Source organism: Chitinophagales bacterium, from assembly GCA_019694975.1.
Taxonomy (GTDB): Bacteria; Bacteroidota; Bacteroidia; order Chitinophagales; family UBA10324; genus JACCZZ01.
This window is the reverse complement of the sequence record JAIBAY010000006.1, coordinates 146,140-167,526: the sequence shown is the minus strand read 5'-3', so window position 1 is coordinate 167,526 and position 21,387 is coordinate 146,140. Positions and strand designations below refer to the sequence as shown.

Annotated in this window: 13 protein-coding genes; 9 read left to right on the top strand and 4 right to left on the bottom strand. The window is 47.6% G+C overall.

Translation table 11 applies throughout. The annotated features are described in order from the left end of the window. Nucleotides 1-49 precede the first annotated feature (49 nt). On the top strand, nt 50-1,561 hold the full coding sequence (locus K1X61_12290) for a B12-binding domain-containing radical SAM protein (protein ID MBX7109420.1): 1,512 nt from the start codon (nt 50-52) through the stop codon (nt 1,559-1,561). A 225-nt stretch (nt 1,562-1,786) separates the two neighbouring features. On the opposite strand, the gene K1X61_12285 is transcribed toward K1X61_12290, so the two are convergent. Beyond that, nucleotides 1,787-3,862 carry a hypothetical protein gene (locus K1X61_12285; protein MBX7109419.1) on the bottom strand — a complete coding sequence of 692 codons (2,076 nt, stop codon included), beginning with the start codon at nt 3,860-3,862 and terminating at the stop codon, nt 1,787-1,789. Between the two features lie 189 nt (nt 3,863-4,051). On the opposite strand from K1X61_12285, the gene K1X61_12280 reads away from it, so the two are divergent. The 5 genes from K1X61_12280 (at nt 4,052) to K1X61_12260 (ending at nt 12,352) form a co-directional block, all read left to right on the top strand. Further along, nucleotides 4,052-4,729 carry a methyltransferase gene (locus K1X61_12280; protein ID MBX7109418.1) on the top strand — a complete coding sequence of 226 codons (678 nt, stop codon included), beginning with the start codon at nt 4,052-4,054 and terminating at the stop codon, nt 4,727-4,729. Between the two features lie 224 nt (nt 4,730-4,953). Beyond that, a complete protein-coding gene (locus K1X61_12275) occupies nt 4,954-5,904 on the top strand; it encodes a hypothetical protein (GenBank protein MBX7109417.1) in 951 nt (316 codons plus the stop codon). Continuing rightward, the gene (locus K1X61_12270; protein MBX7109416.1) at nt 5,904-7,361 is read left to right on the top strand and encodes a B12-binding domain-containing radical SAM protein; all 1,458 of its coding nucleotides are present in this window, start codon (nt 5,904-5,906) and stop codon (nt 7,359-7,361) included. The genes K1X61_12275 and K1X61_12270 overlap by 1 nt, the downstream gene beginning before the upstream one ends. Before the next feature lie 234 nt (nt 7,362-7,595). Further along, on the top strand, nt 7,596-10,154 hold the full coding sequence (locus K1X61_12265; GenBank protein ID MBX7109415.1) for a T9SS type A sorting domain-containing protein: 2,559 nt from the start codon (nt 7,596-7,598) through the stop codon (nt 10,152-10,154). A 206-nt stretch (nt 10,155-10,360) separates the two neighbouring features. Beyond that, on the top strand, nt 10,361-12,352 hold the full coding sequence (locus K1X61_12260; GenBank protein MBX7109414.1) for a dehydrogenase E1 component subunit alpha/beta: 1,992 nt from the start codon (nt 10,361-10,363) through the stop codon (nt 12,350-12,352). A gap of 175 nt (nt 12,353-12,527) precedes the next feature. On the opposite strand, the gene K1X61_12255 is transcribed toward K1X61_12260, so the two are convergent. The 3 genes from K1X61_12255 to K1X61_12245 are packed head-to-tail and all read right to left on the bottom strand — an operon-like array spanning nt 12,528 to nt 16,329. Continuing rightward, nucleotides 12,528-14,099 carry a hypothetical protein gene (locus K1X61_12255; protein ID MBX7109413.1) on the bottom strand — a complete coding sequence of 524 codons (1,572 nt, stop codon included), beginning with the start codon at nt 14,097-14,099 and terminating at the stop codon, nt 12,528-12,530. Next, entirely contained in the window at nt 14,096-14,662 is a 567-nt protein-coding gene (locus K1X61_12250; protein MBX7109412.1) for a sigma-70 family RNA polymerase sigma factor, read from the bottom strand. Before K1X61_12250 ends, K1X61_12255 begins: the two co-directional genes overlap by 4 nt. Nucleotides 14,663-14,718: 56 nt before the next feature. After that, complete coding sequence (locus K1X61_12245) at nt 14,719-16,329, bottom strand: PKD domain-containing protein (GenBank protein MBX7109411.1); 1,611 nt, start codon at nt 16,327-16,329, stop codon at nt 14,719-14,721. Between the two features lie 238 nt (nt 16,330-16,567). Here K1X61_12245 and K1X61_12240 point away from each other — a divergent pair, with 238 nt between their 5' ends. From K1X61_12240 to K1X61_12230, 3 genes are all read left to right on the top strand, one after another. Then, on the top strand, nt 16,568-18,211 hold the full coding sequence (locus tag K1X61_12240; protein MBX7109410.1) for an aryl-sulfate sulfotransferase: 1,644 nt from the start codon (nt 16,568-16,570) through the stop codon (nt 18,209-18,211). A gap of 62 nt (nt 18,212-18,273) precedes the next feature. Beyond that, nucleotides 18,274-19,923, top strand: coding sequence for an aryl-sulfate sulfotransferase (locus K1X61_12235; protein ID MBX7109409.1), 1,650 nt, complete (start codon nt 18,274-18,276; stop codon nt 19,921-19,923). A 113-nt stretch (nt 19,924-20,036) separates the two neighbouring features. After that, nucleotides 20,037-21,380 carry a tetratricopeptide repeat protein gene (locus K1X61_12230; GenBank protein MBX7109408.1) on the top strand — a complete coding sequence of 448 codons (1,344 nt, stop codon included), beginning with the start codon at nt 20,037-20,039 and terminating at the stop codon, nt 21,378-21,380. Nucleotides 21,381-21,387: the final 7 nt, after the last annotated feature.

The following is a 21,387-nucleotide window of genomic DNA, read 5'->3' as shown; positions in this document are numbered from 1 at the left end:
GTTTTGAGATGGCTTGTATTAATTTCAAACCATGATGGCTGCCTCTTCCATGCAAAAGATATTATTGTTTAACCCGCGGGCAACCGACTATAAAGCACGCATTCCCAATTCAATTTTACAGGTGGCCGCCGGCATTGAAGGCATCTTTGACTACACCATCGTTGACGGCAACCTCGAAAAAGATCCATGGCAAAGGATAGAAGCTTGCCTGCAAAGCGGCACTTATCAATGTTTCGCGCTGACGGTAATGCCCGGGCCTCAACTGAAACAAGCCATCCCTTTCTCTAAGCGAGTGAAAGCATCTTTCCCCGGCATTGTCATTATCTGGGGAGGTTATTTTGCTTCCAATCAATCCACTGTTGTGCTGCAATCCGGATATGTTGACTATGTAGTGTATGGCCCCGGCGATAAAACCTTTCCGCAATTGCTGCAACTGCTGCGCCGGCAACACTCGAAAGAAGAAACAAAACAAGTGAATAACTTAATCTTCAGAGAAGGCGAAGCCATTGTTAAAACCGCAAAAGATGAACTCTATGATCAGGATGAACTTCCGCCGCTTCCTTATGAACAGCTCAACCGTTTCTATCCTCTTCAAAAATATCTTGGCAAAACATTTCTGGGTCAGCGCACCATCGCATATCACTCCAGCATAGGTTGTCCCTTCAAATGCGCCTTCTGTGGTATCGTTCCTATCTACAATGCACGCTGGAAAGGAAAATCCGCCATCAACATTTACAACGACATCAAATTCCTGAAAGACCGTTTCGGCGGTGATGCCATCGAGTTCCACGACAATAATTTTTTTGTGTCTGAAAAGCGCACCGTGGAATTTTCTCAGCTTATCAGGAAAGAAAATATGGTATGGTGGGGTGAAGGCCGGATTGATACCGTTGATAAATATGACGATGCTTCTATAGCTGCGATGCGGGAAGCCGGCTGCCGGATGATATTTTTTGGTGCTGAAACCGGTAATGATGCCATCCTGAAAAAGATGGACAAGGGTGGCACCCAAACCGGAGAACAGATCAGGACATTTGCCGCGCGCATGGCAAAGTTTGACATCATTCCTGAATATTCCTTTGTGCTGGGCACACCGGGCGATAGTGAAGACGAAGTGAACCGGCAGATAGAAGAAGACATCGCCTTTATCCGGCAAATAAAAGCCGTTAACCCAAAAACAGAAATTATTATTTACGTCTATTCACCGGTGCCAACGGAAGGTTCCGCATTGTTTCAGCGTGTTAAGGAACAGGGATTTCATTTTCCCGTAACGCTGGAAGACTGGATTTCACCACACTGGGAAAACTTCGATCTGCGTAAAAATCCGCTCACGCCCTGGCTCAAACCGTATATGATCGACAGGATAAAAAATTTTGAGACAGTACTGAACGGATACTATCCAACGGTGAGTGACAGGAAACTTACCACCTTCCACAAGCAAGTCATCAGCGGTCTTTCCGCATTGCGCTATCATCTCCAATGGTATCATTTTCCATACGAGATAAAAGCGCTGCAGAAATTCTGGCTGAAGTACCGGCAACCCGAAGTGGAAGGATTCTGAGATGCTGATGCCATGCTGAAACTTTTCTCCGGTCGCCGGTCGAAAGCAAAAAACGAAACATATTCACCTTTCTGAAGCGAACGTATCCTAGAAAATGCAAAAAAATTCGCGCTGCACTCTGGTGCTCATGGCATTGCCTGATAAATCATGGCAGACTCGCTTTGAGATACAGCAGTGTATTGATCCGCTAACGTTGAGAAATTAATTCATTCTACACAGTAGCACTCACTGTCTTACCTTGTTATAATAATATTTTGCCTGATCAAAATGACCAAGCGCGGTGAGGCAATCGCCTATCAGCCTGTTATACATAGTACCGGATGGGTTCTTCTTATAAACCACTTGCAGGAATTTCAGCGCTTCTGCGTAGTTGCCCATGGCATAATAGTTATACGCCGTGAGTTCATAAATATAATCCTGCTCCGGAAAAAGCTGATTGTAATCCTTCAGCAGCCGCAGTGATGTTGCATAATCGTCCTGCAGGTACAGGAGACATGCCTTCCAGTACCAAGCTGTCGTATTCGTGGTGTTAGACCGGTAAATCTTTTCAATGAGGCCGGCAGCATACGCGAGGCTGTCGGCGCGCATCATCCGGAAAACGGTGAGGTCATCCCGGCTTTCGCGCTTCACCACAAATGACAACGGCACACCGAATCGTTCAACCGTATGCAGCGTGCCATAGGGTGGAAACATGGCATCAATCGCTTTCTGATTCAGAAACACGGTGGACACCACGGCATAATCCCAGTCAACGGCCCACATGTCTTTGATCGCCACATACTCAAATTTCACCTTCGTTGAGTCATATGCGTACTGGAGTGCATTGGCATTGTTGCTTAAGACGGTAACCTTTTTATCAGCCACAGGTTCATGCTGCAGAAGCCATTGCATGCCCTCATACGTGGTCAGCTGCTGATAGTCGGTATCATAATGTTTGTATATGCCGGGCAATCCGCCGCTGAGGTGATTGTAGTAAACATAGTTGAAGGGAAAAGCGCGTAACTGCCACACCAGCAGATCCAGCATTGCTGCTAAAAGCAAAGCGGCAAGTGCATAGCGGAATGCTGATTTTGCGGTCAGCGAAAATAATTCGGTGATACCCACCGATGTGATCACGATCACGAAAGGATAAGCGAACATGATATGACGCCAGCCATTGTAAACCGGTGAATGCATCAGCATTACCCAGGCAACGGGAAAGATGGCAGCATAGAACAGCATCCATGAATATGACTTTTGAAACCGGTTGGCAAAACGAATTAATATACCGGCAGAAAGTACAAAACCCAGCATCACTGCTTCAGGCACTGTCATATAGAGGTATCGCCACAGGTATCCGACCGTATCAATCTTTTGCGAAGTGATGATTTTATCGGCATAGAGCATAGAGATGCTATGCTGAAACTTTTTAGTGGCTGCCAGTCCTCCGGTAATATGTGCAAGGCCTTCGCGCCAGAAGTTTGGATAGGTGAGTAAGGCCAGTGCTGAACTCAGCGCAATGACAGCCATAAATGGCACCAGCCATTTGCGGAACATCACATGCTTGTCATTCTTGCTGACGGAGAAAAGATACCAGCCTGTTGCAAAAAATGCGAGATAGGCTGGCAGCAGAATACCGCTGATACGAATAGCCACTGCGGCCACAACAGCGAAAGCTACGCCGGCAAAAGCGAAACGGCGGATGGCCGGTGCTGTTTGGAGGAGCTGCACGAGAAAATAAAAACCTGCTGCAAAGGCTACCGCGAATGGAATATCTTTTGAGTTGAAAAAAGCATTGCCGGTGACCGTTGGTGTAAGAAAAAGAAGCCATAGGGCAAGCAACCCTGCAGTCCATCCTTTCAGTTGTTTCGCTATCAGGCTGGTGAACAGCAGCAACAAAATGCCGGCCAGTGCGCATAAGATATGATGCGTGATAAATGGATTGGCGGGCTTCAAAACAGCATTGATGGCAGGCGCTATCATCTCAAAAGCAGCCCCATAATATTTCTGATCCGGAAAGCTGATCTTATTTACCTGCAGGGCAGCGAATGACGTGTCTGTACCAAATGAGCTGAAATAGCGGAGGCACGCTTCACCATAACTATAATCAATGGGAGCATCAGCCGGCACACCCATGCGTGCAGCACCCAGCAATAAAAACAAAGCCATTGCCGCAACACTGCACCAGCATACAGGCTTTGCACGGAAACGAAATTTACCGAAAGCAAGATCATCCTGCACCATTGCTGCAGGCAATACCTTAGCTGCAGGCTGTGGCTCCTGTAACCGCTGTTGCTTAAGTTTTCTTTTTCCCGATGCCACCACTGAATACGTTGATCAGCTAAGATTCCTTTTATTAAACCGTACCAAAGATTTTTGGAAGCGTGAATCTATAAAGAATCAATTGCGGATGCTAAACAAATTTTGCAAATACAACATGCATTAGCAATACATGCCGTTTTCAAAACGCATGCTTCCTTTGCATCCATTACCTTGCAGATCAAAGCAGGCATGAAACCGATACCCGGATACTTTGCGCATTACCTTTACCGGCCATGGCTGACACGATACCTGTCAAAGGAGCGATCGTACCGGTATGAGCATATTACGGTCAGGGTTTTGCCCGGTGTTTTTCACCCGGGATTTTTTTTCAGCACCCATTATTTACTGCAATACCTGCTCAAGGCTGATCTGCTCGGTCATTCGCTATTGGAACCCGGGGCCGGAAGCGGACTTATTTCCTTCGTCGCCGAACAACATGGCGCCGCCGTCACCGCATCAGATCTCAGCATGACTGCTGTGCAAAACCTGCTGCTGAATAAAGCCTTGCTGCATTCGCAGGCGGAAGTGATACACAGCGATTTGTTCGATCAATTGCCTGCGCGCCGCTTCGACTTCATCGTTATCAATCCGCCATATTATCCGAAAGCAGCAACTACGGATGCCGCGTTGCCCTGGTACTGCGGTGCGGACTTCGAATACTATCACAAATTATTTTCCGCACTTCCTTCCTTCATGCATGCCGGCACTAAAACATGGATGGTGCTTTCCGAAGAATGCAACATTGGCCGGATTCAGCAAATTGCCGCTGAAAATAAATGCAGGTGCAGCGAAGTGAGCAGGAAAAAATGCTGGTGGGAATGGAATTACATTTTCGAAGTAACAGTCGCCGGGGACGGTGATGTATGATGCTGCATCATGCCAAAGTTTTTTCTGCATGTGTTAACATGTTCACTTTTACCATACATCTCTATCGCCAATTGATTAATTTTCCATCGTGCATATCTGTTGTAAGTGCCACATTGATGATCAGCAACATTTTTAAAATCCACGCCGTCATCCTGAACTTGTTTCAGGATCTTCATTTTCACTGTAACCACATGCCACAATAATCCCTGTAAATCACAACCTGCTTGCCTGCTGCTGTCAATATCGCCGGAAGTCCTGCTGTAAACGATAAGTTTACTATATCGGCACTGAAGGTATTGTTGTACTACGACCTGTTCCGTTACCCTTTAACTGCGGCGGAGATACTTTATCACTGCCGGGAACAAGGTTGCAGCGAGCAACAGCTAAGCAGTAGCCTTCAATTCTTACAGTCACATCAATACATCTGTCACATCGATGGCTTCTACCTGCTGAAAAATGATCCGCAGCTTGTGCAGCGAAGAAAGCTGGGTAATGAGCTGGCTCAGCGCATGCTGCGTAAAGCCGCTGACAGATCATCGCTGATTGCCCGCTTTCCTTATGTGCGTGGCGTATGTGTGTCGGGTTCCTTATCGAAAGATTATTTTGATGAAACCACCGACATCGATTTTTTTATCATCACCGCACCCGGTCGCCTGTGGGTATGCCGTTCGCTTCTGATCCTTTTCAAAAAGCTGCTATTGCTGAATTCAAAAAAATATTTTTGCGTGAACTACTTCATCGGCAGCGACAGCCTTGAGATTCCTGACAAGAATATTTTCACAGCCACAGAACTGATCACGCTGCTGCCTTTCTATAATCACACGCTGTACAGGAATTTTTTTTCGGCCAATGAGTGGGTGAAAGACTATTACCCTAATGCCGCACCGCGTGAAGGTTTTGTTTTGAAAGAAAAAGAAAGCAGGGTGAAGCATGCAATGGAGCAATTGCTGAACGGCTCATTGGGCGAGTGGCTCGACCGCTATTTTTACAAAGCAACCGTCAATCACTGGAAGAAAAAATTCCCGGACCTTGCTGCCGCTGAATTTGAGGTGAACATGCGTTCCCGCAAAGATGTATCAAAGCATCACCCGCAGGGCTTTCAGTTCAGGGTACTCAAACACTACCGTGAAAACTGTGAAGCCTTTGAAGCAAAGCATGGTATATCTTTACGGTAATGGCTACCGTACTGCTTGCCAATACTTACTTTCTTTCTTTCGACCAAAAACAGCAACGGCTCATGCAGCCCTATCCGCCGCTGGCGACACTCTATGCAGCAGCCGTGCTGAGACAGGAAGGATATGAGGTGGCATTGCATGACGCCATCCTGTCACAGTCAGTGAATGAAATCATTCCCGTCTTTGAAAAAGAAATGCCGGCATTCTTTGTTATCTATGATGACGGCTTCAATTATCTCACAAAGATGTGCCTCAGCAACATGCGCGAGGCGGCTTTTCAGATGATTGCAATCGCCAGGCAATATGGCTGCACGATTATCATATCCAGTTCCGATGCAACCGATCATGCTGAGGCCTACCTGCGAAAGGGAGCAGACTATGTGATCAAAGGCGAAGCAGAAATTACCCTGCGCGAATTGCTCCATTCGCTGACCACCGGCAACAATGTATTGCCGGTTGCCGGCCTGGCCTTCTTATCAGGAAATGAAGTCATCAGCACACCAAAACGCAGCGTGCTGCAACAGCTGGATGACATTCCTTTTCCCGCATGGGACCTTGTTGATATGCTTAACTATCAAAAGAAATGGCGGCAGAAGAATGGATACTTCTCGCTGAATCTCACCACCACGCGCGGCTGTCCGTTTAAATGCAACTGGTGTGCGAAGCCGATCTATGGCAACCGCTACAATTCGCGTTCACCACAAAATGTAGTGGAAGAAATCAAGCTGCTGCTGCGAAATTATCAGCCCGATCACTTCTGGTTTTGCGACGACATCTTCGGGCTCAAACCCGGATGGATCAAAACATTCAGCGAGCTGGTTCAGCAGGAACAACTGCATTTCAGGTTTAAGATACAGTGCCGGGTTGACCTGCTGCTGGAAGAGAATAACATTGAATCGCTGGCGAGAGCTGGCTGCGAAACGATATGGGTAGGCGCGGAAAGCGGCTCTCAGAAAATACTTGATGCCATGGATAAAGGCACTACGGTGGAACAGATCTATGCCGCCACAAAACTTTTAAATAAGCACCATATCAGGCCGGCTTTCTTTTTACAGTTTGGCTATCCCGGCGAAACGAAAGAAGACATTGCCGCCACAAAAAAAATGCTGCTCGAGCTTATGCCCGATGATCTTGGCATTTCTGTCTCTTATCCGCTGCCCGGCACTAAGTTTTATGAAACAGTGAAAGATCAGCTTAAGGAAAAAGCCAACTGGACAGACTCTGATGACCTGGACATGATGTATCGTGGAACATATTCCCCGCAATACTATCGCCAACTGCACCGGTACATCCATAAGTTATACAGAAGACAGCAGGGTTGGGAGCGTATCAAACAAATGGTGAAAACAGGATGGCCGGCAGCTGGTCAGTCATGGCGCAGCATCGTGTTACTTCCTTATTTCACGATCATGAGCTGGTGGAATTATTGCAGGCTGAACTATTTAATCCGGAACTGAAAAAGGTCAACATTGAAGCCATCTAAAACAGGCAATCAATGCCGTCATGCCGGATTTATTTCGGCATCTGTCAATGAATGGAAGAGATCCAGATCGCGATCAATCGGGACAGGATGACTTCAAATATTTTGAGATAGCTTCTGCATGAATCCTGTACCTTTAAGCATCTTCCTTTAATAATCGTTACGCAACACCTGATTGTAGATTCATTTTCTTCCCTATAAAAACCACCGGATGAAAGCCATTCATTTCAGCATAGTTTCATTTGCGTTGATCGTCCTTGCCTGCTGGCAATGGAAAGCAATGGTGCTGCCTGCCGCCAAAGATGCATCAACCGAAATTGCAGAATCGGAAAACAGCGATTACTTTTTCATACAACACAGCTTTCCTTACGGGAAAATTGATTACACGGCGCACCGTGCGGCAGCACTGCAGTTTAAACAGTTGCAACAGGCAGCGGCAGCACTTAAAACAAATGACCTGGCGCAATGGCAGTTTGCGGGCCCTGTTAATTCCGGTGGAAGAATCGTGGACATAGCTTTTGATCCTTCCAATACTGAAATTGCCTACCTCGCCGCCGCTTCCGGAGGTGTCTTTAAAACAAAAGACGGTGGCAGCACCTGGCAACCGGTGTTTGATAATGAAACCACGCTTTCCATTGGTGACATCGCTGTTGCTCCTTCCAATCCTTCAGTCATTTATGTCGGCACAGGTGAAGCAAATGGCGGCAGCGGCTCACTCACGTACGATGCGAATGGCATCTACAAATCCATCAACGGCGGATTGACCTGGACCAATGTCGGCCTGGAAAATACACGCATGACCGGCCGCGTGGCCATTCATCCTACCGACCCTGACATCGCCTTTGCCGCTACCATGGGTGATCTTTACGGACCAACACCTGACCGCGGATTATATAAAACAACCGACGGAGGACTGACCTGGACGAACGTATTATTTGTGAATGACTCTACCGGAGTTATTGATGTGGTGATCAACCCTCAGAATCCTGATATTGTTTTTGCAGCCACCTGGATGCGGACCAGGCATGCAAACACAAAAGATTATGCAGGCACGGAAAGCGGCATCTGGAAATCAACGGATGGCGGAGATACATTCACCCAACTCGGCAGCGCCAACGGATTGCCACCGCAGGGAGTGGAGTACAGCCGCATCGGTATTGACCTGTGCGACGCTTCACCCAATGTGGTGTATTGCGTTTATCTTGACGAACAATATTCATTTGGCGGTTTGTACAAGTCGGTGAACAATGGTATCAGCTGGTCGGAAACCAATGATCAGTCGCTGCAGAACAGTATGGCAAACGGGCAAGGCTACTGGTACGGCAGGGTGAAATGTGATCCGGTTGATCCCAACATCGTATTCCTGATCGGTTTCGATATGTATAAAACCGTGAATGGCGGAAGTTCCTGGAGCAACACTTTCAATGGTGTGCATGTGGATCAGCATGCAGTGGCGATTCACCCGCTGAACCACAATTTTGTGATGCTCGGCAATGATGGTGGTTTGCATATCTCCAATAATGGTGGCACCAACTGGACCTATAATGCCACCTTGCCAATCTCGCAGGTTTACCGTGCCGAAATTGATCACTCGCTGCCGGCAAGCATTTATGTCGGACTACAGGACAATGGCACCAACCGCACCCTTTCCGGTCTGCCTGATGACTACCAGTTTATTTTTGGTGGCGACGGTTTTCAATCATTGGTGAATCAGAACGACAGCTATACCATTTTAGCCGGTTATCAATATGGCAATATCTGGAAGTCAGCTGACGGAGGCTACAACTGGTATCCGTCTTATTCCTATGGCATCTTTGGCACCGGCAACTGGAATTATCCACTGACCATCGACCCGCTTAATCCCGATGTGATCTATACAGGCACGCAAAATGTTTTCCGGTCAATAGATTTCGGCGACACGTGGTCAGCCATCAGTCCGGCGCTCACACAACTCGATTACACCGGCACACTCATTTTCGGCACCATCAGTTACATTGATGCTTCACCCATTGATGAAGACATAATTTATGCAGGCACCGATGACGGAAAAGTGTGGAATACGCTGAACGGTGGGAACACCTGGCAGGAGGTTGACAATGGATTACCGGAACGCTGGGTAACCTGCGTGAAAGCCGACCCGTTTGACAAGCATACGGCGTACGTCACACTTTCCGGTTACCGTTTTCATGATAATGCAAGCCATGTTTATAAAACCACTGATGATGCACAGAGCTGGACAGACATCGGCACCGGTCTTCCCGATGTGCCGGTGAATGGCATCATTCCGGATCCATTGTATGAGTCATATCTTTATCTCGCCACCGATGTCGGCGTCTATTATACTGTCAACGGCGGAGCAAGCTGGCAACCGGCAGGCAGCGGAATGCCTGTTGTCGCCTGCGTCGATTTAAAATTGCATCAGCCCACACGCACCCTCGTGGTTGGCACTTATGGACGAAGCGTTTACAAGCTCAGCCTCGATGATCTGGTAGGAGATGTCAACGTGCAAACTGCCGCAACTTCATTCGCTGTTTTTCCAAACCCGGTAACAGCCGGCAATGCATTGATCAGCTATTCCGTTCCAACGGCATCACGGGTTCGGTTTACGTTGCAGGGCTACGATGGAAAAATCATCCTGGAGCAAAATGTATCTGCAACAGCAGGAAAAAACACGTTTGCCATGGATTGTAAGCACACAGCCGCAGGAGTTTATTTGCTGTCGATGCAATACGGAGGACGTGTTGTTGTGCAGAAAGTGATTGTGCAGTGAAAGAACGGAAGACAGTAACTGTGAAGGGAAGGAGAATGGTTAGGAGACTATTTTCATTTCGTTTGCCTCTTTGTGTATCATGCTGAAGAAATGACAAAATTTTGTTCATGATGCACCGCAAATAACAAGTATAGCAGAAAACATTTCGTCCTATATTTTATCGTTCCCGCATGGATTACGATCTTTGCAGCTTATTACCATATCCGATGATCACGTACAACCGCCGCGATTACGACAACGATACATTGATTGCGCTTTACAAAGCACTGGTGAAACCCAGGGTGATCGAAGAGAAGATGCTTAACCTGCTGCGGCAGGGAAAGATCTCCAAATGGTTTTCCGGCATCGGGCAGGAAGCAATTGCCGTGGGAGCTACCATGGCACTGGATGCTGATGAATATATCATGCCCTTACATCGTAACCTCGGCGTTTTCACGGCACGCAACATGCCATTTGTCAAACTGTTCAGTCAGTGGCAGGGCCATGCAAACGGTTTCTCCAAAGGCCGTGAACGTTCTTTTCACTTCGGCTCCAATGAGCATCATATAGTGGGCATGATCTCCCACCTTGGTCCACAGCTTACCATTGCCAATGGTATCGCCCTCGCCAATCAGCTGCGCAAAGAAAATAAAGTGTCGCTCGCCTTCACCGGCGAAGGCGGCACCAGTGAAGGAGATTTTCATGAAGCACTGAATGTGGCCAGCGTCTGGAATCTTCCCGTCATTTTTCTGATTGAAAACAACGGCTACGGATTGTCCACGCCATCGAAAGATCAGTTCCGCTGTGAGAAACTGGCGGATCGCGCCATCGGTTACGGCATGGAAGGCATCACCATTGACGGAAACAATATACTGGAAGTGTACGATACCATCAAAGGCGTGCGTGAATATTGTATCACCAATCAACGGCCTTATCTGGTGGAATGCATGACCTTTCGCATGCGTGGCCATGAAGAAGCAAGCGGTGTTAAATATGTTCCGAAAGAACTGATTGAGTCATGGAGTAAAAAAGATCCGGTGATCAATTACGAAAATTACCTGCTCGCGAATGGCATTATCAGTGAAGGGCTGAAAGAAGAAGTGCGGAGCGCAGTGAAGTTTGAAATAGAAGACGGCCTGCAGATCGCCTTTGCGGAAGGCGAAATAACGCCGGATACAGAAAAAGAATTACAGGATGTGTATGCGCCGCATGTGCCGGTCATTACTGCACCGGGCACTGCCGCTTCCGAAAAACGTTTAATTGATGCCATCGCACAGGGAATGAAACAGGCGATGGAGAAACATCCGGACCTCGTGCTGATGGGACAAGACATCGCCGATTATGGCGGTGTTTTCAAAATTACGGAAGGCCTGCTCTCCATCTTCGGCAGCGACCGCGTACGTAACACTCCATTGTGCGAATCGGCGATAGTAGGCGCGGCGCTTGGCCTTTCCGTGAAAGGTTTTAAGTCAATGGTTGAAATGCAATTCGGCGATTTTGTGACCTGCGGATTCAACCAGATCATCAATAACCTCGCGAAGATCCATTACCGCTGGGGACAAAATGCCGATGTGGTGGTGCGCATGCCGACAGGTGCCGGCGTGGGTGCAGGGCCTTTTCATTCACAGAGCAATGAAGCATGGTTCACGCATACACCCGGGCTGAAAGTGGTTTATCCTGCCACGCCATACGATGCAAAAGGTTTATTGCTTGCAGCATTTGAAGATCCGAATCCGGTATTGTACTTCGAACACAAGGCATTATATCGCAGCATTGCCGGCATGGTGCCCGATGATTACTATACCATCGAAATCGGCAAAGCCAATCTTGTGCAGCAAGGTGAGGATGTATCCATCATCACCTACGGTGCCGGCGTACATTGGGCTGCAGAAGCAGTGGCCACACTGCAATCAACGGATGCAGCATTCTCCGCCGACATTCTTGACCTGCGCACCCTGCTGCCTTTCGACAAGGAAGCAATAGCAGCCACAGTAAAGAAAACAGGCAAAGCGATCATCCTGCATGAAGACTGCCTGACCGGCGGGATTGGCGGCGAAATAGCTGCTTATGTCTCGGAAAATCATTTTGAAGATCTTGATGCACCCGTGATGCGCTGCGGATCATTGGATACACCTGTTCCGTTTGCCATTCCGCTGGAAAATAATTTTCTGCCGAAGGAACGGTTTAAAGTGGCGCTCGATAAATTGATCCGGTACTGATAATCGCAACGGTCTTTATTGCTTTCACCGCATTTTTTTCAATCTGAATTTACCGTGTGCAATCACATGGTATGATGAAAGGGCTCCCTCTTCCGCTGAAAGAAATGATCCAGTAGCACCTTGCAGTACTGTGCCATAATTCAGCTAAAAATTATTTCGCAATGCAATCGTGCAGTTAAAACCGATACAGCACTCCTGCCCCGAATGAATAAAGCAGGTAATTTTCTTCCGGCACATCTTTCTTCAGGCCAATCACATACCGTGCACCGGTATATGCCTGCAGCAATATTTTTGGGTGAACAGGATATTGCACCGTCAGCCTTCCGGTAAGGCTCAGCACGGCACCGGGCTTATAGCTGATCAATTGACCTTCGCTGTTGATACCATAACGTAAACCGCCGCTATACCAGCCGTATGCTGCGCCGCCACTTACCTGAAGCCTGCAGTTGCCAAGCGGAAAGCGATACCCGATGATAAAAGGAATTTCAAGATACCGCCCGCTTGAACTCAGTGTCTTCGTTTGCGTGATGGTATCATACATGGTAACCTGCTGATAGGATGTATCTGTATGCAATTGAAACGTCGTATCATACATCAGCACCAGCATGGAGTCAATGATTACGAAGAAAGAGTCAACGAGCATAGTGGAATCAACGGTGATGACCGGTTGCAGGTAGGAGTCTTCTTCAACAGAATCTTCCGTTAACGAAAAATGATCCTTCACCGAAAACTGTCCCACACCCGCACCAGCCAGCCAATTGTTGACACGATAATGCAATAATGCATTCCATTCAAATCCTGTAGCGCTGCTCTTTGTAGACGGCACTGTAATAATCGTTAAACCACCGGTTGCCGAAAGTTCAAATGAACTCACCTTGCTCCAGTGGTTGCGTTTCATAAATGCTGTGCCATCATACGCTGTTCCCGCAATTGTTGACGGCGGCTGACGGTCAGCAGATAAATTATAAGGAGGAACAGCAAGCAATGACAGGAACGGATGAATGGTGCCTTCACCGAACTTTCCATATTGATGTTTGCTGATGGTAATATGCTGATCGGGAACATCTGCCTGATGCGTATTACCTTCATTACCTGTATTCTTTTGTGACTCCCATTCAGCAGTGCTCATCGCATCCTTTGCTGATGCTTCACCACTTGCATTAGCAAGGCCGGATGCTGATGCATTCACATTTGATGATTCATCCTTCAAATCTTCACCTTCCGGTTTATTATTGATCAGCGTTTGCTGTTGCTGCTGCTTTGTACCGGATTCGTCCGTTGCTGCTTCCTGCTGCTTCGGGGAGTTCGCTGCAGATGATGGCTGATAAGCGGATACTGCTTTACTTTCTGAATGCGTTCCTTCCTCTTCAGCATGCTGTTCCGTTGTTACCATGTATTCTTTCACCACTTGTTCAGTTGCTGCTGATGCATCCGTATTCATCGCAGCGGATGTTGTGCTGATGTTGCCGGTTGTCGTTTGCACACCTTGTTCAACAACAACAGGCGCTGCATCTTCTGTTTCCTTCACGCGCAAATTGTTTGTTCCGATATAAAAACCGATAGCAGCGCCCGCAATCACCACGGCACCGACAAGTGACCATAGCTTCCACTGCGAGCCCTTCAAAGCCGTTCCCTTATGCCTGTTCAGCAGTTGCGTAGCTTCCTGCCAGTAAGCCTCATCAAATTCAGGTTTGCGTTCCTCCAGCTGTTTCCTGAACAGCTCATCAATGGGATGCTGTTCGCTCATTGGGTTTTTGATTTTACGGTGAACCGGTTTTCTTCTTTCAACATGATGCTGAGCTTTTTCCTAGCTTCCGCCACATGCCATTTGGATGTGCCTTCAGCAATTCCCAGCAGCTTCGCCACCTCAAAATGTGAATAGCCATCAATGGCAAACATGTTGAACACTCTTCCTGTAACAGGTGGCAGCCTCCGCACCATCGCCAGCAGCGCTTCCGCATCATAGCTGTCACGCAGCGACACATCCTGACCGCTCACGACCTGAAGATGTGAATGTTCCGCATGCACCACATTTTCATTGTATTGCTTTTCCTTTCTGAAATGATCGATTATGGTATTGATCATTATCCTGCGAATCCAGAAATTGAATGGCACTTCGGGTGAATACTTCCCGAGATTCAGCACGATTTTCAGGAATCCTTCATTCAGTATTGCACGGCTGTCCAGCTCGTTTTGATGATACCTGCTGCATATACTCATCAGCATCGGGTAACAGGCGCGGTACAATTCGTACTGCGCTTTCCGGTCATTCTCCCGGCATCCTTTTAATATTGCTTCCGTGACCTCCATGAAAGGCAAAGGCAAAGGAGTTGCCGCTGCGGTTTAACTCCTTTGCCTCTATTCGCTTACTGCCTGATAAAACTGCCCGTAAAAATTTTGTTTCCGTTCTGCATCTGCATTAGGTACATGCCGGTTTTCAGGGAGCTGACATCTATTGACTGCATGCTTTCATGCGCAGCTGCTGATTGCTGACCCACCTGTTGTCCCATGGCATTAAAAATCCGGATTGCAACAGCACCTGCCGCTGATGCAGGCAGGCTGAAGTGTATAACATCCGTTGCGGGATTGGGATAGATGCTGACAACCTGATCAACAGCAGGTTCCTCCACGGCAGATACCGTTTGCGCCTTCACGTTCAGCACAAATCCGGAGCGTGTATCATCAAATCCGCCGTTGGTAAGCGAATCCATAATACCAATCCATTCGCAGTGAAAAGAAGTGTTGTTGCTGTCGCAGATGATCGTAAGGCAAACTTCATACATGCCGTTGTCGCTGTAGGTATGCGATGGATATTGCACCGATGAGGTGGAACCATCGCCGAAATCCCAGAGGTAGGTGTTGGCGCCGGTAGACAAATCGGTGAGCCATATCGTTTCACTGGCCGTGTCTATCAGGGATACTTCAAAGTCTGCCTGACAGGTATTGCCATTATTGAAGATAGAATCCGGTGCATAGTAGATCGACTGGCAAGTGGTAGCCGTACAAAAACTATCCGCTACAGTCAGGCAAATGACATAGATGCCTTCAGCAGCATAGTTGTGCGACACATAAGGACCATAGGCAGCAGTACCATCTCCGAAACTCCAGGTATACTGCTTGGAAAAATCATAGTTAAAAGAAGAAAAATACACGGTTGAATAGGATTGCCAGGCCACAAAGTCAGCATAACAGCTGTCGCCGGCTGCTACATCAAAGGAATCACAATGCGAAGCTGTACAATTGTTATCCGTGTATTGAAGGCACACATTGTAAAACCCTGCAGCGTCATAGCTGTGTGCAGGATTGATTTCATTGGATGTCTGCCCGTCGCCAAAGTCCCAGGTATATGTTCCGTTTCCGCTGCTGCCGGTGCTGCTGAAAAACTGCACAGTGCTGCCGTTGGCTATATGGGTAAAGTTTACCCAGCAGGCGGAGTCAGCGACAGTAACATAGACGCAATAGCTGTCGTAACAGCCTAAAAAGGAACTGATCTGCAGGCAGACAAGATAGACTCCGTTTTCCGCATATGCGTGCACCGGTGATGATTCTACTGAAGTGCTGCCGTCTCCGAAGTCCCAGTTATAGCTTAAACCGCCGGAACCGGAAGAAGTGTTGGTGAATGAAATTACCGATCCGGTTTGCTGAACCGTGAAAGAAGCAACACAGGTGCCGGTATTGGTAGAGTCAATAAACAGGCTGTCGCAATAAGAGTCCGTACAGCCGGCTGCATTCTGCATGTACAGGCAAACCAGCTGCATCCCCATGTTATTGTAATAATGCGACGGACTAAATTCAGTAGAGGAAGTGCCGTCACCAAAACTCCACACAAACAGCGTGGTGCTGTCATATGGTGTTGACTGATTGTTGAAATGAACGCTGCTGCCATTCTGCTCAATGGAAAAGTATGCCGTGCAGTTCTGGGATTTTGCACTGCCTAACAGCAGTAATAGCAATGGAAGTAAGATGAGTTTTTTCATGATTGGATGTAATTTGAGAGCTAACACGTCAAAAAAGGCGGTAAGGTTGGGTGATGGTGAAAATAAATCACGTGCAAGTTCAATAAATCTTATGTTATCAGTGAAACAAAATGACCTGCGTAAATATTTGCTGATGCTGCAAGGGTTTCAGAAATTGCAGTGACAAAGTACTGACGCCTGGCCCCCGCTATGCAGTTTGCCCGCTAATTGTACATTTGATCTACTAAAAAAATAATTCATGACCAGATTGCTACTGCTCTCCCTCTGCCTGTTTGCAATAACTGCCGAAGCACAAACCGTTGGCTGGTTTTACAGTAATCCCGGCGCGGCAGACGGGTACATCCTGTTTGCGCCACAGAGCAGCACAAAAAGTTTTTTGCTGGATAAGTGCGGTAAAAAGGTACATGAATGGCAAAGCTACTATCAGCCGGGACTGGCAGTTTACCTGCAGGAAGACGGCACCTTGCTGCGTTGCGGCAATACCAATAATAATCAGTTTATGGGTGGCGGGCAAGGAGGCATTGTTGAACGGTTTGACTGGAACAGCAACCTGCTGTGGTCGTACAAGATTTCCAACGATACACAATGCCAGCATCATGATGCTATGCTGTTGCCTAACGGAAATGTACTGGCCATTGCATGGGAGTATCACACCAAAACAGATGCACAGGCAAACGGACGCATATCGCTCGGCAATAAAATGTGGTCGGATAAAATTGTTGAGATACAACCGGTCGGTACCGACTCCGGAATAATTGTATGGCAATGGCGGGCATGGGATCACCTGGTGCAGGATGCTGACATGAATAAACCAAACTATGGCACCGTAGCCGACCACCCTGAACTGATCGACATCAACCTGGGAACATTAAATTCGCAGCAGGCCGACTGGCTGCACTTCAATGGCTTGTCCTACAATGAAGAGCTTGATCAGCTGATCGTGAGCTGCCATAACCTCAATGAGATTTATATTATTGATCACAGCACCACAAAGGAAGAAGCCGCCGGCCACGAAGGAGGCGTATCAGGCCGTGGCGGAGATATCTTATACCGCTGGGGCAATCCGGAAAACTACGACCGTGGCACTTCCAGCGATAGAAAACTCTTTCAGCAACATAATGCCGTGTGGTTGTCTAATAACAGGATATTGCTCTTCAACAATGGTGTTGGCCGTCCCGGCACCGACTACTCCACCGCTGAATCCTTTACGCTGCCGGCGATGGTCAGCAACAATTATCCGCTGGCAGCTGATTCTGCCTACCTGCCTGTTGCACAAGACTGGATTTACGCGGCCAACCCTGTTTCTTCCCTCTTTTCTTTGGTGATGGGCAGCGCGCAACGATTACCCAACGGCAACACCATCATTTGCAATGCGACGGCAGGTACCTTTCTCGAGATTGACAGCGATGGCAATAACCTTTGGAAATATGTAAATCCTATTGATCAGAATGGTAACACGCCACAAGGCGATCAGCCATTCATGAATTCCTGTTTCCGGGTCACCTACCTCGCGGAAGATTATCCCGGTTTTGTCGGACAGGTGCTTACACCCGGAGAACCGCTGGAACTGAACCCTGATAACTATATCTGTCCTTCCATTGCCACACCCGTTTTGGCCGTTGCTTCACCAAATGAAAACCCGTCGGTGTTTCCTAACCCCTTCAGCAATGGTTTTATGGTACAATTGCCTGCCGCTTTGAAAGAGGCAACATTGCAGGTGCATGATGTTACCGGCCGGTTGTTATATGAAGAAGATAATATTTCCGCAGCAGGACTTTCGGCTTATCACGTGTCACTTTCCTCGCCACCGGGAATGGTGATCATTTCCATAAATGACCCTGCACAAAATTACAGCTGGAATACAAGAGCTATTGCAGAATAAGTGGCCGCTGAAACATTGTGAACTGCATCGGCAGTTAAAACGGAATCTGAAAAGAATTACCCATGAATAAGTTGTTGTCATTGCTTTTTTGCATGGCTTGCCTGCAGGCGCAGGCGCAAACCGTCGGCTTGTTTTACAATCTCCCCGGCGCCGAGAGTGGATATGTATTGTTTGCACCCGGGCAAAGCGACACCACTTACCTGATTGATAAATGCGGAAAAAAAATTCATCAGTGGGCAAGCTCGCTCCATCCCGGGCTCACAGTAAACCTCGAGGAAGATGGCACCTTGCTGCGATGCAATAATGTGAACAACGGTCAGTTTCCTGCAGGCGGTTCAGGCGGCAACATCGAAAAGCTCGGCTGGGACAGTGAAGTGCTTTGGTCGTATGATATTGCCGACATCAATCAATGCCAGCATCATGATGCTATTCAACTGCCGAATGGAAATATCATGGCTATTGTATGGGAAAGCCACACCAAAACAGATGCGCAGGCTAATGGCCGTGTGACGATGGGCAGCAAAATGTGGTCAGAAAAAATCATCGAGATTCAGCCTGTCGGAACCGATTCGGGTGTCATCGTTTGGCAATGGCGCGCATGGGATCACCTCGTGCAGGATGCAGACTCCCTGAAGCCAAACTATGGTGTCGTGGCTGACCATCCTGAATTGCTGAATATCAATATGGGTGAACTGAATGTGAGCACGGCCGACTGGCTGCATTTTAACAGCCTCGACTACAATGCAGCGCTTGACCAGGTGATGGTAAGCAGTCATGAAGTGTGTGAAGTCTATATCATCGATCACAGCACCACTATGGAAGAAGCCGCCTCCCACTCCGGTGGTAATTCCGGCAGAGGCGGCGATCTCCTGTACCGATGGGGCAATCCGCAGAACTACGGAAGAGGAACAGCAGCTGATCAGAAATTTTTCGAACAACACAACCTCCGCTGGATCTCTGCAGACGGACAGGTAATGGTATTTAACAACGGTGTCGGCAGGCCGGGCAATGATTATTCAACCGTCGAAACATTCACCTTGCCGGCGATGATAGATAATAATTATCCCATTGAACCGGATTCCGCCTTCAAGCCAACGGCGCAGGACTGGATATACACTGCAAATCCGCCGTTGTCATTATTCTCCATTGTGCAGGGCGGAGCGCAACGTTTGCCCAATGGCAATACGCTCATCTGCAGTGGCACCGAAGGAGAGTTTACAGAGATCGATGCAGCCGGCACGCTCCTATGGAAATATGTAAACCCCGTTGATAAAACACATATACTTTCACAGGGCGAAACACCTTTTCTCAACGATTGCTTCCGCGCCATGTATTATCCATCCTATTATCCCGGACTGGCCGGAAAAATTCTGACTCCCGGCGCTCCAATAGAAGTAAATCCTGATACTTATGACTGTGATAATTTTCCGACTGCAGTGGTAACCGCTGAAGTGATGCAGGATGAAATAAGCGTTTATCCGGATCCTTTCATCAATACTTTCAGCATTCACCTGCCTGCAACGCTGCAGGATGGTTCACTGCAGGTGCATGATATCATGGGCAGGCCTTTATACGAAGCAAAGAATATCAGCTTTACGGCGCATACAGATCCTGTGATCACTTTAACGGGTCAGCATAAAGGCATGCTGATCGTTACCGTCCGTGATAAGGAAGGCAGTTGCTTTTTTCAAACGACAGTTATTGCACAGTAGCTTTTAACAGCCTGTTGCCGGGAACCGTATGGCCGCAGCACCTGGCCTGCTCCTTGGTAATGACCATGAGAAATCATTATCTTTCCTATATCAACTGATTCTTGCCATTTTTTATGGAGCGTACCCGGAATACTGTACCCAATATTTTTCTCTCCTACAGCTGGCAAAACCGCACCACTGCCGACATCATAGATCAGGACTTCAGCAATATCGGCATCATCTTCCTGCGCGATCAGCGTGATGCTGCCTACCGCAGCAGCCTGAAAGAATACATGCAACGTATCGGTAAGAGTGACTTCGTAGTCATACTTATCAGCGATGAGTTTCTTAAGAGCGAATACTGCATGTATGAAATGACGGAATTGCTCAACACCCATGAATTCGAAAAAAGAATCCTGCCGGTTGCATTGGAAAATGCGGGTGCCGTTTTCCATCCTAAAACAAGAACGGTTTATTATGACTACTGGAAAGAAGAGCTGGCCACAGCTGAAAAACTGCTCCACGATTATCTGAATACGGATTATATGCTGCAGAAGAAAAAGATCGAAACGATCTGCCTCCAACTCGATGATTTTTTTTCAAAGCTGACAGACTTACGCATTCTCCGTTTTGAAGAACTGCGGCAGCAGCATTACAAACCCTTACTGGATATTATCGGTTTTGATAAAGAGCTGCTGATTGACGAACTCATCGCAATCAATCTTATCAATGAGGAAGAAGAACAGGATATAGCACTCGATAATTTCCTTGAAAAACATCCGAAAAATGAAAATGCCTTGTTCATCAAAGCTGTGCTGGCAACAAAAATGAAGTGGTATCACAAAGCGAAGTCGCTTTATGAAAAAGTGATAGCGGTTAATCCTGAAATGCCTAACGTGTACAATAACTTGGCTTTGCTGTATCATCATTACCTGCCGGAGGAAGGTAACAGCCAATCGTTTGCTACGGCCCGCAGGCTTTACGAAACGGAAATTGCTCATCGTCCGTTGTACGATGCGGCGCATTATAACCTCGCTGTGCTGCTTGAAAAAAAAACGGGCGATGCGGAAGGAGCAAAAAGAGAATACCTGCAGGCGATTGCCATAAATCCGCAGTATGTGAAGGCGCACTTTAATCTCGCCAACCTGCTGTCATTACCGCCGTTCAGTGATTATGATGGAGCAAAGGCACACTATGAAAAAGCGATCGCGGCAGATCCGCTGCATGCAGGTGCCCATCATAACCTTGCGCTATTATTGAAAACGCATTTTAAACAATACGGGCAGGCGCGCATTCATTTCGAAAAAGCAATTGAAGCCAACCCTGCTCTTGCTGTGGCACATTATCAACTGGCCGGGTTATACCTGTTTAACAATTTGCAGTTAACGGAAGCCAAAGCGCATTACCTGCGTGCAACACAACTTGATGCTTCGCTGATCAGGAAGGAAATGGATACCCTTTTTGAAATAAGCAGATGAATAAAAC